Source organism: Niastella populi (assembly GCF_002078015.1).
GTDB classification, from domain to species: Bacteria; Bacteroidota; Bacteroidia; order Chitinophagales; family Chitinophagaceae; genus Niastella; species Niastella populi.
Genome location: NZ_LWBP01000024.1, coordinates 60,409 through 77,359, shown reverse-complemented (window position 1 = coordinate 77,359; position 16,951 = coordinate 60,409). Strand labels below are relative to the sequence as shown.

At 47.4% G+C, this 16,951-nt stretch carries 11 protein-coding genes; 2 read left to right on the top strand and 9 right to left on the bottom strand.

Annotated elements, in window-relative coordinates; translation table 11 throughout:
* The first annotated feature begins 71 nt into the window (after nucleotides 1-71).
* Nucleotides 72-683 (top strand): hypothetical protein, encoded by a 612-nt coding sequence (locus A4R26_RS05250; RefSeq protein ID WP_081161674.1) that lies wholly within the window; start codon nucleotides 72-74, stop codon nucleotides 681-683.
* A 271-nt stretch (nucleotides 684-954) separates the two neighbouring features.
* On the opposite strand, the gene A4R26_RS05240 is transcribed toward A4R26_RS05250, so the two are convergent.
* Nucleotides 955-1,422 (bottom strand): CYTH domain-containing protein, encoded by a 468-nt coding sequence (locus A4R26_RS05240; RefSeq protein WP_081161668.1) that lies wholly within the window; start codon nucleotides 1,420-1,422, stop codon nucleotides 955-957.
* Nucleotides 1,423-1,633: 211 nt separating this feature from the next.
* On the opposite strand from A4R26_RS05240, the gene A4R26_RS05235 reads away from it, so the two are divergent.
* Nucleotides 1,634-3,748, top strand: a complete 2,115-nt coding sequence (locus A4R26_RS05235; protein WP_242674828.1) for an alpha-galactosidase — start codon at nucleotides 1,634-1,636, stop codon at nucleotides 3,746-3,748.
* Nucleotides 3,749-3,889: 141 nt separating this feature from the next.
* Here the strand turns inward: A4R26_RS05235 and A4R26_RS05230 are convergent, their stop codons facing one another.
* The 8 genes from A4R26_RS05230 to A4R26_RS05195 all read right to left on the bottom strand — a co-directional run bounded on the left by A4R26_RS05230 (nucleotide 3,890) and on the right by A4R26_RS05195 (nucleotide 16,713).
* Nucleotides 3,890-4,426: a DUF5063 domain-containing protein gene (locus tag A4R26_RS05230; protein WP_165760152.1), complete on the bottom strand. Its 537-nt coding sequence runs from the start codon at nucleotides 4,424-4,426 to the stop codon at nucleotides 3,890-3,892.
* Between the two features lie 252 nt (nucleotides 4,427-4,678).
* The gene (locus tag A4R26_RS05225; protein WP_081161661.1) at nucleotides 4,679-6,940 is read right to left on the bottom strand and encodes a GH92 family glycosyl hydrolase; all 2,262 of its coding nucleotides are present in this window, start codon (nucleotides 6,938-6,940) and stop codon (nucleotides 4,679-4,681) included.
* 169 nt (nucleotides 6,941-7,109) lie between these two features.
* Nucleotides 7,110-8,261, bottom strand: coding sequence for a glycoside hydrolase family 76 protein (locus A4R26_RS05220; RefSeq protein ID WP_081161658.1), 1,152 nt, complete (start codon nucleotides 8,259-8,261; stop codon nucleotides 7,110-7,112).
* 87 nt (nucleotides 8,262-8,348) lie between these two features.
* Complete coding sequence (locus A4R26_RS05215; RefSeq protein WP_081161656.1) at nucleotides 8,349-9,650, bottom strand: NHL domain-containing protein; 1,302 nt, start codon at nucleotides 9,648-9,650, stop codon at nucleotides 8,349-8,351.
* 52 nt (nucleotides 9,651-9,702) lie between these two features.
* Complete coding sequence (locus A4R26_RS05210) at nucleotides 9,703-11,565, bottom strand: RagB/SusD family nutrient uptake outer membrane protein (RefSeq protein ID WP_081161652.1); 1,863 nt, start codon at nucleotides 11,563-11,565, stop codon at nucleotides 9,703-9,705.
* A 27-nt stretch (nucleotides 11,566-11,592) separates the two neighbouring features.
* Nucleotides 11,593-14,994, bottom strand: a complete 3,402-nt coding sequence (locus tag A4R26_RS05205; RefSeq protein WP_081161649.1) for a TonB-dependent receptor — start codon at nucleotides 14,992-14,994, stop codon at nucleotides 11,593-11,595.
* Between the two features lie 39 nt (nucleotides 14,995-15,033).
* Nucleotides 15,034-15,984 (bottom strand): FecR family protein, encoded by a 951-nt coding sequence (locus A4R26_RS05200; RefSeq protein WP_081161646.1) that lies wholly within the window; start codon nucleotides 15,982-15,984, stop codon nucleotides 15,034-15,036.
* 135 nt (nucleotides 15,985-16,119) lie between these two features.
* Complete coding sequence (locus A4R26_RS05195) at nucleotides 16,120-16,713, bottom strand: RNA polymerase sigma factor (RefSeq protein ID WP_081161644.1); 594 nt, start codon at nucleotides 16,711-16,713, stop codon at nucleotides 16,120-16,122.
* Nucleotides 16,714-16,951: the final 238 nt, after the last annotated feature.

The window sequence follows — 16,951 nt, the reverse complement described above, 5'->3', positions numbered from 1 at the left end:
ATGTTTCTCTGTAAGTTACGTAAGTCGACTCCGGGCATAGTTTTTTCAGGCATACTGGCAAACCACCCGTTATGGCAAAAACAAAAACGTCGAAAAAACCGCTCCGCGACGAGGAGCTCAATAATAAAGGGGAATCTGATCAACAAAATGCCACGCCTAAAGATGGTACGGCCAGTAAGAGAAAGAAAGATCAACTGGAAGAAGACGGCAACGCATATATTCAAATGCCCGATGTGCCGGAAGCACCCGAACAGGAAAAAATAACCAATGCCGATGTGCCGGAAGGCCCGGGCAATACCACTTTTGCTTCTGATGATGAGGAAGGTATTCGTGAGGGAAAGGACCTGCTGGCTGAAGACGACAATGTAGATATTGTAATGGGCACCGAAGCAGACGTTACGGAAGAAGACCTGGCATTATTAGGTGATCGGGATCAGGACATGGATATGAACGAAGATGAGCTGGTTAGAAAAGAAGGCCTCGATGATACCGATCTCGAGGGTGATCCCCTTAATGAAGCGGCTGTTGATGAAGACAGTACCGGCGACGATCTGGATATACCCCGCTCAGGTGATGAAGATGCCCGGAAAGAGATCGATGATGAAGAAAATGATTATTACAGTTTGGGCGGCGGCGATAAGGATGCATTGAATGAAGGAAGAAGGGACGATGAGGAGAAATAATGGTGGTAAATGGTGAATGGTCAATGGCCTCGCGAAACGTGAAACGGCAAACGTGAAAGGGCTCGCTAATTTCCGACTCACTTACGAACTTGCGCCGCCCGAAATTTATTGCTATTTGCCGAAGAAGTTTGCCGTTTCACATTTCGCTATCATCGTCTCCCGAGCCAAGCCGTTTAAAGTGAAAACAAAAAAAGGGTACTTTTTCACGTTTGCCGTTTCACGTTTGCCGACGTAAGCCGCGTTGAGGTTTGCCGTTTCACGTTTGCCGATTTTACCAATTGTTAAAAGGGTTCACCGATAAATTCGAATTGGTGTACTTCTTCTCACTGGTCACTTCTTTATCGATCCAATCGGGAAGAGAAAATTTCTCATCTTCCGCATCGAGCTCTATTTCCGCAACGATCAGTCCTTCGTTCCTGCCTAAAAACTCATCCACTTCCCAGGTGTGGCCATCATGGGGAATGAAATACCTTACCTTACTAAGTTCTGCATAACAAAAATCGTCGAGCAACTGCTGTGCATCCGCAGCCGGGATAGGATATTCAAATTCGGGCCGGGCAGCGCCAATGGTTTTACCTTTTATTGTTATAAACCCACCGGTATCGGTAAGCCGCACCCTGATGGTTTTCTGCGGGTCCGATACGATATACCCCTGCCGGAAAAGCGATCTTTCCGTTTTCACCACCTGCGCCCATTTGTCTTTTTTTACGAGAAACTTGCGTTCTATTTCTATTCCCATATTGTTGCAATAAACTCAAATCTACAAATCGCTCCTGTATAAACGGATTAATTTTCAAAAGCGCCATGCCAATATCGTTGAATAAATAGGCAACGTGCTGCCTGTGCATGACAGGCTGGTTTCCTTCCTTTGTATAAACAGTTTTTTTAACCCGAGAGGCCTTGGTATTATGATAAAATATTCACTCCTGTTTATCTGTAATTTCATTTTCGTGGTTGTATTGTCCCAATCGCAGGCGTCTATTGTATTGCAAACAAAAAACACTCACCTGGTATTGACGGTTGGCAATAATCACCGGCTATACCAGTCGTACCTCGGTGCGCGATTAACCTCCCCTGGCGATCTTGAAAAGTTATCGGGCGGTCGCGAAGTATATCTCACCGGCGGAATGGAAAACCAGTTTGAACCGGCCATCAGGATGGTTCATGCCGATGGCAATCCGTCGCTTGAACTGGAATATGCATCACACACCACTGAACAAAAAGAAAACGTTTCCTATATCAACATCATTTTAAAAGATCCCGTTTACCCGGTAAAAGTGCAACTGCAATACAGGGGGTATTTTAATGAAGATGTAATTACCTGCAACGCCACCATTCAGCATCATGAAAAAAAGCCGGTGCGGTTAACGCAATACGCTTCTTCCCTGCTGCACTTTAATGCCGGCACTTATTGGTTAACCCAGTTTCATGGCGACTGGGCGCGCGAGGCAAATATGGTTGACGAGCAATTGACAAACGGTATAAAAAACATTGAAAGCAAACTGGGCACCCGTACCAATTTTTACCAAACGCCCGCTTTTTTTCTTTCGCTTGACAAACCGGCTACTGAAACCAGTGGCGAACTGATCGCCGGCACCCTCGGTTGGACGGGCAATTTCCAGTTCACCTTTGAAATAGATCAGCGCAATCAACTGCGTCTTCGTTCGGGCATTAACCCGTTCGCTTCTGATTATACATTAAACCCTGGTGAGCTCTTTACCACGCCGGAATTCATATTTACCTATAGCAATCAGGGTAAAGGACAGGCCAGCCGTAACCTGCACCGCTGGGCGCGTAATTATGCCGTGCTGGATGGAAAAAGCCCGCGCCTCACGTTATTGAACAACTGGGAAGCCACCTATTTCAATTTCAACGAAACAAAACTGATAGAATTGTTCGATGGCGCCAAACAACTGGGGGTTGACCTGTTCCTGCTCGATGATGGCTGGTTCGGCAATACATTCCCAAGAGATAGTGATAAGGCAGGTTTGGGCGACTGGCAGGAAAATAAAAGCAAGTTGCCCAATGGTATCGGGCGCCTGGTAGCTGAAGCAACAAAACGCGGGATCAAATTCGGCATCTGGTTGGAACCGGAAATGGTAAACCCCAAAAGCGATCTTTACCAGCAACACCCCGACTGGATCTTACGCCTGCCCAACCGGGCAGTGCACCTCGCACGCAACCAACTGGTGCTGGACCTTACCAATCCTAAAGTGCAGGATTTTGTTTTTTCGATCGTTGATGGGCTGCTTACCAAAAATCTGGGTGTGGCATTTATAAAATGGGATTGCAACCGCAGCATGACGAATGCATATTCTGCTTACCTGAAAGAAAAACAATCGCACCTGTTCATCGAATACACCCGGTGTTTATATAAAGTGCTCGACAGAATACGTGCCAGGTACCCGCACCTGCCCATTATGTTATGCTCAGGCGGGGGCGGACGCACCGATTATGGTGCGTTGAAATATTTTACCGAATTCTGGCCTAGTGACAATACCGACGGGCTCGAGCGCATTTTCATTCAATGGGGGTATTCGTACTTCTTTCCCGCCAATACGATGGCTGCGCATATAACCAGCATGGGTAAAGGACAATCGCTAAAATTCAGGACCGATGTGGCCATGGCGGGGAAACTTGGCTATGATATACGGGTAAATGAATTCACCCCGCAGGAGCTGCAGTTCAGCCAGGAGGCAGTTACAACCTACAAACGCATCAACGACGTTATATGGCAGGGTGATCTGTACCGGATAATTTCACCCTATGAAGAAAATCGCGCAGTAACTATGTATGTAAACGATAAAAAAAGCAAGGCTATTCTTTTCAATTATATTTTAAACGTACGCCGGAAAGATATTTTTACGCGGGTTCAGCTCCAGGGCCTCGATGCGCAAAAGAAATACCGGTTTAAAGAGATCAACCTGTTCCCCGGAACAAAGGCCAACAACCCTGATAACGATAAAGTGTTCACCGGCGACTACCTGATGACAGTGGGACTGAACCTTACACCCGGAAAAGTTTTGTCGCTAACCAGTAATGTGTATGAGATAACGGAAGAATAATTTGCTAATGGGTGTTCAAAATTATGGAACCCCATTCCGTAATTTTGAATGGGCCGTTCAAAAAAATGGAAGCTGTTCCGTCTTACTGAAATCAATCGGTAAGTATGAACTGAGGATCGAAATCGGGCCGCCTGCAAGCGTTTACCTGCCCTTTTGCAGAAAGTAATGAATGGCGCAAATGGCATTGGCGCAATGCCCGCTCCAATGTGTATCGAAGTTCCATTTGAAATCCCACACCGCATTCTGCTTGGCATCGGAAGATTTCATGCCATATAACAGCAGCGAATTTTTAAGGTATTTATATATAGAACCCAGATCTTCATACAGATCGCCATAAACGATGCCCGTATCTTTTTTCTTTACCGTAGGGTCGAACACATACCAGTAATAACGGTAATCCCATAAACGATCGGCAATAAAATGAAGTGATTTCTGAAACTCCTGATCATCGAGCTTAACATCAAACTTCTTATCGCTTTTCTCTTCCGTCAGCATGATCAGGTTCCCCAGGTTGTACAGGGAAAGCAAATGATTTTGAGAAAGAAGGATAAAATGCCGGGGTGTTTCCGCTTCGTAAGATTCAATAAACGAACAATATTTTCGCGCAGCATCGATGAAGCTGGTGAATTCGTTCGTAGCAATAATTTTTGATACTAATATCTTATCAGATAGTGGCAAAGTGTTCTCAATAGCGGTTATTCAATAATGGTTGCTACTGAAGTATCCAAAAATGATGCCTGTTTATTGTCCTGGCAACACTATTAAAAAGCCCGCTATTGAGTTTCAGCACACTAGTAAATGCATTCTGCAAAATTGCGTACTAACACTTTTGCGCATCGTTATTACACTATGAGCAACAGTAAATATACCAACCCTTCAAAGAGCGCCTCAACTTATGGCGCACCCCGGCAAGTTGGGACAGGTCTTCAATTACTTCACCGACAACGAAAAAGGCCGGTCGGCGGGCGTTGTTCCCCTGCCGGTCTGCGGCCGGTCGCCCATATTGAATTCCAGTACACCGCCATTTACGATATCGCTATGACGAATAAAGTTTTTATCATATACCGAACCATTAAGCGAAGCGTTTTGGATGTATACATTTTTGTCGCTGTTGCCATTTGCTTTTATAACAAACTGCTTTCCATTCTCGAGCGTAATGGTCACTTTCTTAAATAATGGGCTGCCTATCACATATTCATCGGTACCCGGGCATACACTATAAAAACCCAGCGCACTCAATACATACCAGGAGGAGGTTTGTCCCTGGTCTTCATCACCCGGGTAGCCATTCTCCGTTGCATTGTACAGCTTCTTCATTATTTCACGCGCATGATACTGCGCCTTCCAGGGAGCCCCGGCATAATTATACAGGTATACCATGTGTTGTATAGGCTGGTTACCGTGCGCATATTGTCCCATGTTAGCCATGGCCATTTCGGTCATTTCATGAATGGCATAACCGTACGTACCTACCTTAAATGTATTGGGCATGGTAAAAACGCTGTCTAGTTTGGCAACAAATTTATCATCGCCGCCCACCAGCCCTATCAACCCTTCCACATCATGAAACACCGACCACAGCCAGTGCCAGGCGCAACCCTCGGTATAAGGGCCGCCCCACTCGGTAGCATCGAATTTTGGCAGCCACTCGCCTTTGCGGTTGCGGCCGCGCATAAAACCGGTACTGCTATCGAACACATTGCGGTAGTTGTACACCTGGCGGCCGAAAATATCTTTATAAAAAGGGGCATTCACTTCCTTTGCCAACTGGTAACCGCAAAAATCGTCGTAGGCATATTCGAGCGTTTTGGCTGTTGCCTCGCCATATTCTGGATAAGGAACATAACCTAACTGGAAATATTCTTTCCATCCATGCCGCCCGTTCGCGGGCCCCCAGGGGCCTTTGTTCGTTGCTTCGTGTAAATAAGCATATAATGCTTTTTGTGCATCGAAAGTGCGAATACCCTTCACCCACGCATCGGTCAACAGCGAGATGGCATGGTTGCCGATCATGCTGCCGCCTTCGCCGGGAAACGACCAGGCCGGCAGCCATCCGCATTGATCATACGCATCGAGCAAAGCCTGCATATAACGCCCATGCATGGTTGGGTGCAGAATGGTATTCAAAGGGAACTGTGCCCGGAAGGTATCCCAGAAACCGGTATCGGTATACAGGTAGCCGTAATGTATTTTACCGTCGTACGGACTGAAATAGTACGGTTTTCCGTCTTTGTCGTATTCGAAAAATTGCCGTGAGAACAAACTGGCCCTGAAAAAACAGGAATAAAAAGTTGCTTTGTCAGCTTCCGAATCGCCTTCCACCACGATCTTCGACAAATATTTGTTCCAGGCGGTGTTAGCGGCTTTCCTTGTATCGTCAAAGCTTTTAAACGACCCCAGTTCCGTTTGCAGATTCAGCTCCGCCTGTTCAGTACTTATATATGAAGAAGCCACTTTTACCTGTACGGTTTCGCCTGCTTTGAATTGAATGTAAGCGCCCTTCCCTTCTCCTTCGGCGGTTAGTGTATCGGGCTGCATGGTATTCTTACGGTTTTCCCAGGTGCCCCAGGCCTTAAAAGGTTTATCGAAAACCGCTACAAAATAATTCCTGAAATTATCTGTGCGGTAATGGCCGTTGTTCACATAGCCAATGATCTTCCGCTCTGCAGGAATGATCTTTACCATGCTCATTTTGGTATAGCCATCCAGGACCAGATAACTGTTCTGTTTTTTGGGGAATGAAAAGCGCAGGTGCGCGCCCCGCTCCACCGGTGTTATTTCGGTGGTAATGCCATTATCGAGCTGAACGCGGTAATAATCGGGGCCCGCCTTTTCATTATCATGTTTGAAAGATGTTGCGCGGGCATCTTCATTCACCACCAGGTTGCCGGTAACAGGCATAAAAGAAAATACAGCATAATCGTTCGTCCAGGAACTACACTGGTGCGCCTGTTGAAAACCACGGATGGTGTTTTTCTTATACTGATATTTCCAGCCATCGCCATTCTTACCCGTTTGGGCCGTCCATGTATGCATACCGAACGGCAGGGCTGTTGTGGGATAGGTATTGCCGCGGGTTAGTTCAAAACTGCTGTTGGTGCCCTGCAGGGTGTTTACATATTTCACCAGGTTGGGCTGGGAGCGTACTATAGTCAGGCAAAAGAGAAAAAATAACGTGAGCTTCCATTTCATGGGTAAATCAATTGACGATATACAATAAGCAATAACAGGGTGTGCCACACATATGCTAAGTTCACCAGTGTGGCACATCTCAACAGGCAATAAATACAATTAGCAATCAATAAGGTGTACCATACTTAAGCCAACATCGCCAAGAAGTGTGGCACACCTCAACAGGCTTTTATTCTGCGGGTGGTATCACCTGCATCAGGGCAGGAATACTGCTGGCATCATAGCAGGAAACAGGTGCACCTGCTGCAGGGGCAACCTTATAGTTCTTTCCCATTAAACCCGTGGTGCTGTTGCGGTTTCCATATGCCGTATTGATATTTTTCCGCAACCAGTCGATGTACTCCGGTTTGTTGCCATCTTCAATAAGCCTGATCATGTACTGGGCCAGGATGGCATTGTAAATGCCCTGCTCTTCGCCGGTTTCATAAGGCAGAATACCTTTTGCATCGCTCATATTATTTTTTGTATAATCAGCCGCCAGTACCGCATCGTTCAAATACGAAACTTCTTTGGTGTGATTATACAACATCACCGCAGCACCGATAAAAGTAGCCTGGTTATAGGTATGCAGCGTCCAGTTGGTTGGGTTGTTGTCGACCTTATGATCGGCCACGCGCCCGTTAGAAGCATCGAATAAATTAGGTTTTGCCCAGCCATATACTTCCTTCGCTTTGGCAACATAATCGGTTTCTTTTGTAATATTATACAGGGTCATAGCGGCTATGATGGTAGGAAAATTGATACAGGCGGTTTTTCCGCGCCGGTGCCAGTCCCACTCCATGCCGCCGTTCGATTCATGCGATCCCTGCCGGCCAATGGAGGCATCGCCATACCATACGAAATTGAATCCTTTTATCGAATGATCGAGATACTTCTGCTCTCCGGTTAATTCATACGCCCTGGCAAGCGAAATGATCCACCACATCATATCGTCCCAGATAAACCATTTAATATCGTCTTTCCAGTTGTAATTGTTATACTCCATGGCATTGCCATTGTAAATATCTTCAATCAACTGCCTGTATTTAGTATCCTTTGTACGCTTCCAGGCGTTCATGGCCATATCGAAATAAATGGCTTGCGTCCAGATAGCGCCGGTTCCGCTTTTATCCGAAGCGCGGTAATAGATCTTCCTGTTAGGATCGAAAAGATGTTTATTGAAATCATTGTATGCCGAGGTAGCGTCATTCGATGTAAACGACACCTGCTGTGGCGTTACAGGGTCGGGGGTAGATTGACCGTTGCCGCTTTTGCTGCATGACAATACCGACGCTCCCAATAATAGGACAATCGCTTTGATAGAATAAGACCTGTGCTTCATTTTCCTTGGTTAAAAGAGGTATGAATGAACAGAAAGCGGGCCATCCTGCGATATATGCAGTACAGGACGGCCCACCTGCTGCCGTATTTATTTTACTGAAATTTTTCTTACGCGGTTGTTGGCCATATCCAGCACATACATATTGCCATTCTTATCAACTGCTATGCCTGTGGGACCGCTGAACCGGGCACTGCTGCCGGTTCCTTCGGCAAATCCCCTATCGCCCACACCGGCAATGGTGCTCACCCATTTATCGGCATCGATCATGCGAACGCAGTTGCTGTTCCGGCCTTCGCCCAGCCCTGCAACATACAGGTTGTTCTTACTATCCATGGCTATACCCCAGGGATTGTTGAAACGGGCCATTGGTCCTGTACCGTCTACCCAGCCCGACTGGCGGTCTGTACCGGCGATATCAACTCCGTTATCAAAAGCGTCATTGGTGGCATCATAGGTGTATTTACGCACCATTTGGGCATCGTAATGGGTAGCATAAATGTTACCTGCTGCATCGATGGTAATGGTACAGGGAAGCGAATAGTTGATCACTTTCGTTACGTTCCCGTTTTTCAGTGTATAAATACCATCGCCATAAAAATCTGACCAGTACACATTGCCGGTGGTTTTATTGATCACTACCGACGTAAGCTCATTGCCGCCATTGCCGCTGCTGAAGGCATGTGTAGAAACGGTACCGTCGGGTGTGATCTTCCTGATGCGCCGGCCGTTCCTTTCAGCAACATACACATTGCCGTTGGCATCTACCGCTGTGCCGCAGGGATTATTGAATTTCGCATCTGCGGCATTGCCATCGGCAAAGCCGTTCTGGCCCATACCGGCAAGCGTGGTCACCGTTCCGTCGGGCGCTATTTTCCTGATGCGCTGATTACCGCCATCGGGCACGTATACGTTCAGGTTATCATCAACCGATAGCTGGCTGCGCACGCCGGCGAAGTTGAATGAAGCGGCGGCGCCTGTTCCATCGGCATAGCCTGAATTGCCCGAACCTGCCAATGTGGTTACCACATAAGAAAACAGGTAACTAAAATCAGTTGTGCTGGCGCCGGTATTCTTGCCGATGGTTACCTCTACCGGGCCGGTACCCGTTTTGGTGGTGAGGTAAGCCATGATCTGGTTCTCTTTTGCACCTGCTATTTTCAGGGGCACCCCGTTGATGGTAACTTTTATCTGTGATGTATCGGAAGAGAAATTACTGCCATTGATGAGCACTTCGGTACCCGTAGCGCCTTCTTCAGGCGTAAATGAAGTTATCGTTATGGGGGCGGATGAATTATGGGAATAACCGCCGTTCTCCTTTTTGCAGGCGCTTACACCCAGCGCCACCACCAGGGCAACGCATAATATATTAAGATTGATCTTTACTGACATAATTGAAAAAATTAGCCGTTCATAATTAAGTTACAAGCCACTGCTATCGCTTTTACCAGCCGGTATTCTGCACCAATTCCACATCGTTGTTGATCTCACTCTGCGGTATCGGAAACAGGTAGTGTTTTTTGTTGAATACCCTTGTTTCAAACGATGCCAGGTTGTAAAAACCCGGTTCGGTGGTGGCATTGATATCGAGCCCCCATACCGGACCGTTCTCTGTTTGTTCAGCAATTTTCCAGCGGCGCACATCGAAGAAACGGCTGTTCTCGAATGCGAGTTCTACCCGGCGTTCTTTGCGAATGGCTTCGCGCATTTCGGCCTGGCTGGCAGGTATCGGCAGCGCGTTGACGCCTGTACCGTATTGGGGAATGCCGGCCCTTTCACGAATGAGGTTGATATACTTAAGTGCCTCGTTCAGGTTGGCCGAATAGTCGGCTTCATTCAAACACTCGGCATACCCGAGGTACATCTCGGCCAGTCGCAGAATGATCAGTTTATGATCATTGCCATTGTTCCATGCGCCTGTGCTCATTGATTTACGTACCGCATAACCGGTTACAGAATAGTCGCCACCACTGCCATCGGCCTTTTTACCCGAATTGCCGCCCCTGAAAAGCGTGGTTTCAACGGGATAGGTGGGATTGAGCCAGTTACTGCGGTTATAGGTGATATTTACATAAAACCGGGGTTCACGATCAACCCATTGGTTAAATGTGCTTTTTGAAGGGAGCGAGTTATTGCTCGAAGGTGCTTTGAAATCGGTAAAGCCGGTGAGCTGGTAACCTGAAGCGGCATTTACGACCGGCGTGCCATCGCTGTTATATCCCAATACGGGGCTCATACCGTTTGCCATAAAAAAGGCATCTACCATGCGTTGCGTTGCCGCCAAACCGGTGCCGCCTTTTACATCACCGCTTGCAGCGCCGTCATGACGGGGTGTTAATTCATATTGCCTTGAATCGATGGAGCCTTTACGTGAAAAGATCACTTCAACGTTCCAGTCTTTCAACATCACATCGCGGCAACTCTTATACGGATTGCCATCCTCCGATTTATACAGGTTGTAGGTAGCCGGTACAAACATTGACATAAAGTCTTTATACGCATCGGCGGCCACCTTCCATTTATTTACATCAGCGGCCTGGCTAACCAGTTGTTTGCCATCCTTATTTTTCAGGTTGGCATAATCGGTATTTCCATTGAACAGCGGGCTGGCGGCATACATCAGCGCCAGCGCCTTATAAGCAAGGGCTACCCCCTTGGTAACATGACCGTACTGTGCATCGCCATCGGGCGTTACCGGCAGGTCATTCGCAGCAGCGGTCAGTTCCGTGGTTATGAACTCAACACAATCATCTACGGAGCTGCGGGGCAGTTGTAAGTTCATGTTGGGGTCTACGGGGTTCTCGCCCATCAGGATCACCGGTCCGTATATACGTACCAGCTGAAAGTAATAAATGGCGCGTAATGCCCTGGCTTCCGCTTTGTAACGGCTTTTCAACTCATCAGACAGATCGCTGATCTGGCCGGCATTGGCAATAAAGGTGCTGGCGCCCTGAATACCCTGGTAGTAGTTGGTCCAGTAAGTTCTCACAAAATCGGAAGTAGCGTCCCAGGCGCCGATGTTCAGGTTGTTCGAACGTACAAAACCCCACAGGAATTCTGCCTCGTCGCTGCCGCCCGTCCAAATGCCTCCATTATTATAATCGTCGCTTGAATTGTATTGGCCGCCACCCCGCTGACCGAATTCATCGGGAATGTGCGAATATACATTGCTGAGAAATTTATTGGCTGTTTGCCAGCTGTTGAAAATATCTTTTCCAGACAACTTATCATCGGGAACTTTATCGAGATATTTTTTGCAGGAAGACAGTGCCGCCACTGCAAAAAACAGGTATATGTGTTTGCGCATATCGTTATTCACTTTAATGATCGAAAACTAGAATTTCAGATTAACACCTAAAGAAATGGTCCTTACGTTGGGATAGCTGATACCATTATTCGAATTCAGTTCAGGATCCCATAATTTGAAATTGCTGAAAGTAAGCAGGTTAATGCCCTGCATGTAAATGGCCGAGTTCTTGATACCCAAACCACGCAGCATTGTTGCCGGCAGGTTGTAAGAGATCATGGCTGTTTTCAGGCGTATGAAGCTCATATCCTTTACCCACCATGAGCTGGCTCTTGTATTGTTGAAGTTGCGGTCTTCGCCATAAGCGAGGCGCGGATAAAATACATCCTGGCGGGGGTTGTCGAGCGTCCACCTGTCGAGCGTTACAGCGTAGGCATTGGAGGCATCGGAAGCGTTGAATGGCATAATAGCCCTTCCCTGCAACATCCTGTCGGCATTGTCGATCCCCTGGAACAATACACCTATCTGGAAATTTTTATAAGAAGCATTAAAGCCAAAACCATACACCAGGGATGGCACATCGCCACGGCCAATTTTTGCCACGTCATTGGCATCTATCACGCCGTCGCCATTCAGGTCTTTGTATTTGATATCGCCGGGTAGTACTTTCGATTTGTCGCCGGGCACCGCACTTTTGTTTATTTCGCCCTGGTCAACAAACAACCCTTCGGCAATATACCCGTACATGGCAAGTGCATTGTCGCCTCTGTGCTCGAGCCAGGGGTGGGCCTGCGGCGGCATATCGTTCTCAACTACCTTGTCTTTATTGAAGGTAATGTTGCCCCTGATGTTCAGTCGCACTTCGCCTACATTCGTATTGAACTCAAGTGTTCCGTCTACGCCCCTGTTATGAACGGCGCCGAGGTTGCCCCAGAGCTGCTTCTGCAACCCGTTGAAAATAACGGCCGACTGTCTTTGCATAAAAATGCCGGTACGCTCTTCACTGAACAGGTCGACGATAAATGACAGTTTATTATTGAAAAATTTCGCTTCGAAGCCAACATTCTGTTTCAGGGATGTAGACCAAGCCATATCAGGCACTGCATAATCGGTTACCACAATACCACCTGCGTTATTGGTGGTGGTTCTGCCGAAATCATAACCATCGGCGCCATCGCTCACTTCGGTAATGTAAGCAAAGCGGCGTGAGCCTGAGGTAATGAGGCCAAGCCCCGATTTACCATAAGAATATCTGAATTTCAGGAAGGATACTGTACTTAAAAACGGGTCAAAGAATTTCTCATTCGATACCACCCAACCGGCGCCAATAGCCGGGAAAAATCCAAACCGGTTGTCGGGGGCAAACAATTCCGAGCCATTATAACCGCCGTTGAACTCGAGGAAATAGCGGTCGTCGTATGAATAGGTGGCCCTGCCTGCAAGGCCCATCAACCGTGAAGGGATAGAGCTGGTGATATCGCCTGCAAAAGCATTTGTTTTGCTGCTGGCATAACCCAAAAGCATACCGCCTACCCGGTGGTTACCAAATTCCCTGTTATAATTGATAGCGCCTTCTACATAGGTCTGTTTGTTACCGCCGTTCGATTTATCGAAACCGAGATAGGGTTGTGTAGAGGTCCAGGTCCTTTGCAGGTTCAGGCTGCCATCGTCGTTATGTGGTTTGTTCTTGTCTACGGTATAGGTATCGTCTCTTTTTAGCCTTCTGATCGAAACCGAACTGTATGCATCGAAAGCAACCATGCCGGTAACCGACAAACCTTTTGTAACCGCATCGAGGTCCTGGGTAAGCCGCAGGTTCGAATACAACTGGTTCTGGTTCTCTGTACGATAACCGAAGCGTGTCAGTTGTGCATACGGGTTAATAGAAGCGCCATTGGAGGTTATACCAGGCACAATACCGCCCGGGTACATGATCGGGTACATGACAGGCGTTGCCGCCATAGCGCTGGCAAAAATGGTGGAAGGATCTTCATACGGCGCGTTCCTTGTTGAAAAATACCCCATTACGCCTATTTCGGCTTTAGTGGTATTTGTAAGCTTCATATTCAACTTGGTGGTTACGTTATACCGGTCGTAATGCAGTTTGCTATTGTACTGCGCCATGTCATCGGTCTTCAAAAAGCTGCTCTCGCCAAAATAGGCAAGGGACACATAATATTGTGCATTGTCGACCCCGCCGCTCACATTGAGGTTGGCCTTACGGGTATGGCCTGATTTATTGAAAACGGCGTCTATCCAGTCAACATTCGGGTATACCATGGGGTCGAGGCCCGATGCGGTTTTATCGATGTATTCCTGGGTAAACATGGGCGCCTGGTTGCGGGTGGTCAATGCTTCGTTGGCCAGTTTCATATAATCGATACCGCCCAGCATTTCAGGTTTCCTTGTAAATGTGTTCACCCCTTCGCTATAATCGAAGTAGATCTGGGGTTTACCCACCTTACCGGCTTTTGTTTTTATGAATATAACGCCATTGGCGCCACGTACACCATATACGGCGGTACCGGCAGCGTCTTTGAGAATGGTAAAGGACTCTATGTCTTCGGGGTCGATGGTATTGATATCGCGTTCTACCCCATCAACCAATATCAAAGGAGAAGAGGAGTTACCGAAGCTGGTGGCAATACCCCTGATCCAGATATCGGCGCTGCTTTTGCCGGGCTCACCCGAACGCTGCACGCCCACTACGCCCGATACGCGGCCCGCCAGCATGGTGCTTACATTGGCTACCGGCTGGTGCAGTTCTTCTACTTTTACGGTAGACTGTGCGCCCACCAGGCTGATCTTTTTTTGTTTTGAACCAAAACCCACCACCGCTATTTCGGCCAGGTCTTTACCTACGCCCGGTTTCATCTGCAGATCGATGGTTGATCTGTCGCCCACTGTAATTTCTTCTGTAGCATAGCCAACGTAACTTATCACCAGCACTGTTTGTGGTGATTCTGCCAGTATCTTATACCGGCCCTTTGCATCGGTTGAGGTCATGGTGAGCGTACCTTTAACGGTGACGTTCACCCCGGCCATGGGCAGCCGGTTCTCATCAGTGATCAACCCGCTTACCATTATTTCTTCTTTTGTGGTAACAGCAGCGGTCTGATGGATCAGCTCTTCCTGTTTTTTGGTGATCACCACCACCCGGTTCACCTCCGAATAATCAAGGGGTTTGTTCCGCAATAGCTTTTGCAAAACGCTTTCAAGATTTTCTTTTCGAACCTCGAAGGGCCCGATCTTGTACCGGCTCAGTATTTGCCTGTCGTAAGCAAAGGCAACTCGCGAGGCTTTCTGCAGTTCACTGATGGCGGCATCGAGGGAGCCGCCCCTGAACTGAACGGTTACATTGGTTTTTTTAAGGATCTGGCTTTCCCCTGTATACGCAAGCAGGTTCAGCGAAGAAAACGGAATTAGAAAAAGAAAAAGCCATAAAGGAATACGCCTTTTTCTCTTTTCAATGGCAAGCAGTTGTTTCATACAGCTTTTAATTTGGTTAATTGAAAATCAGGGCTCTCGTTATTTAAATAAAAAAGTATGGTCGTCTGTTTTTTGAACTTTCAGTTGATGAATGGCGGCCAGTACCTCTACGGCGTCGGCAGCAGCCATGGAAGCAGGCAGTTCTGTGGTATATTTTGTTTTTTCAATGCGGCTGTCGTTCGTTTGCACTTCGATGTCAAAATTCTTTTTCATCAGTACCGCCATTTCGGGGAACGACAGGTCGTTCAACACCACCCTGCCCTCGCGCCAGGCCAGCAGCAATGCATCGGTAGTGCCGGTAGTATAAGCGTGTGTTTCCGTATTATAATTGAGCTGCCTGGTTTTTGTAAGTACGTCCAGGGTAGCCGTATCTCTTGTTACACCAACTTTACCGGTTACAACGCCTACGCTGATCTTTTTCATGGCCGTATAAGCCGATACATCGAACGAGGTACCAAGTACGGAAATAGTGAGATCGTTGCTGTGGACCCTGAACGGTTTGCGCTCATCCCGTTTTACTTCAAAGAATACTTCGCCATCTACCAGGTCGATCCTGCGCTCTTTCGAAAAATCATCGTACACACGCAAGGTGGTACCGGCATTCAGGGTAAGGCGGGTACCGTCGTGAATGGTCACTTCCCTTCTTTCCCCGTTTTTTGTGGTCACGGTTTTATAAGTAAGCGCACCCTGCTTTGCCGGTTTTATAAAAAGAAAAGTGGCCACACAGATGCCTGCGATTACCGCGGCCCAGGAAGCTGCTTTCAGCCACACCGGTATTACCCGCGCTTTTCTTTCTATTACAAGTGCCGGCACTATGCTTTCCCAGATCTCCTGTTTTGTGGCTTCCCGATCCTGGTCAGAAAGGTTTACAGGCGTTATATTTTCGAGCGACCGGTACCAATTATCGATCGCCGATCTTTCTTCTGCACTGGTACTGCCAAGCAGGTATTTTTTGAAGATCCTTTTGATATTTTCTCCGTTCAAAGCCATCTGTTTAATTATGTATCCGAAAAAAGGTGTTCTGGTACTATAGCATTTAAAAAAAAATTTCCGGCCCTTATCTGCATGAGACAGGGATGCGGTGCTAATATTCTTTAGCACTGTTAAAATGAGGATAGATAGCGGTTAATGAGAAGCGTAGTGTAAAAGGATAAAAACAAAAACCCAGTCGCCGTAATCGTTTTGTTTAATGGATTCCCTGATCCTTTTCAGCGCCTCGGTCAGTTGGTTCTTAATGGTTTGTTCCGACAAACTGAGTTGGCGCGCAATATCAGTGATGGAGAAGTCATCTTCCCTGCTCATTCTGAAGATCTGTTGCATCCGCGGCGGCAGACGGCTGATCTCCTGTTCAAGCAGTTCACTTAACTCCTTCGTTTCAAGTGCATTTGCAAATTCCTGGCTGTTCAATGCATCGAACAGATCGCTATTGGGGACCTCGTTGGCGGAATAAGCGTAATGACTGATCACGCGGTATTTAATGGCAGTATGAAGATAACGGGCAATTTGACCGTCGTCATGCACAATCACATCGTTGCGGCGGCGCCACAAAGTGGTCATTACTTCCTGCACCATGTCTTTCGCTTCATCTTTATCCACACGTTTGCAGGCTTTTATGTACAGCTCTTCCCAATACTTGTCGTACAGGACCTTAAAAGCAGTGGTATCATTCCCTCTGATCGATTCAAGCAATTGTGCATCACTTAGCTGTTGATAATCCATATTGTGCAAGGCGAAACGCGGCCGGGCTAATGCTGGTTACCCTGCAAAAATAATATTATTGCAGATAAGGATATATGCTATAAAAATATAGCACCCCGGGCTGCCCTTAAAAATGTGCTGACCGAAATAATGGCAACAACATTGAAACCGGCATGGGCTGCCGGCGTAAAATAGCGAAGGCCTGTAAGGGTCGATCGGCGATCGACCCTTACAGGCCTTTTACAATCAATTGGAACAG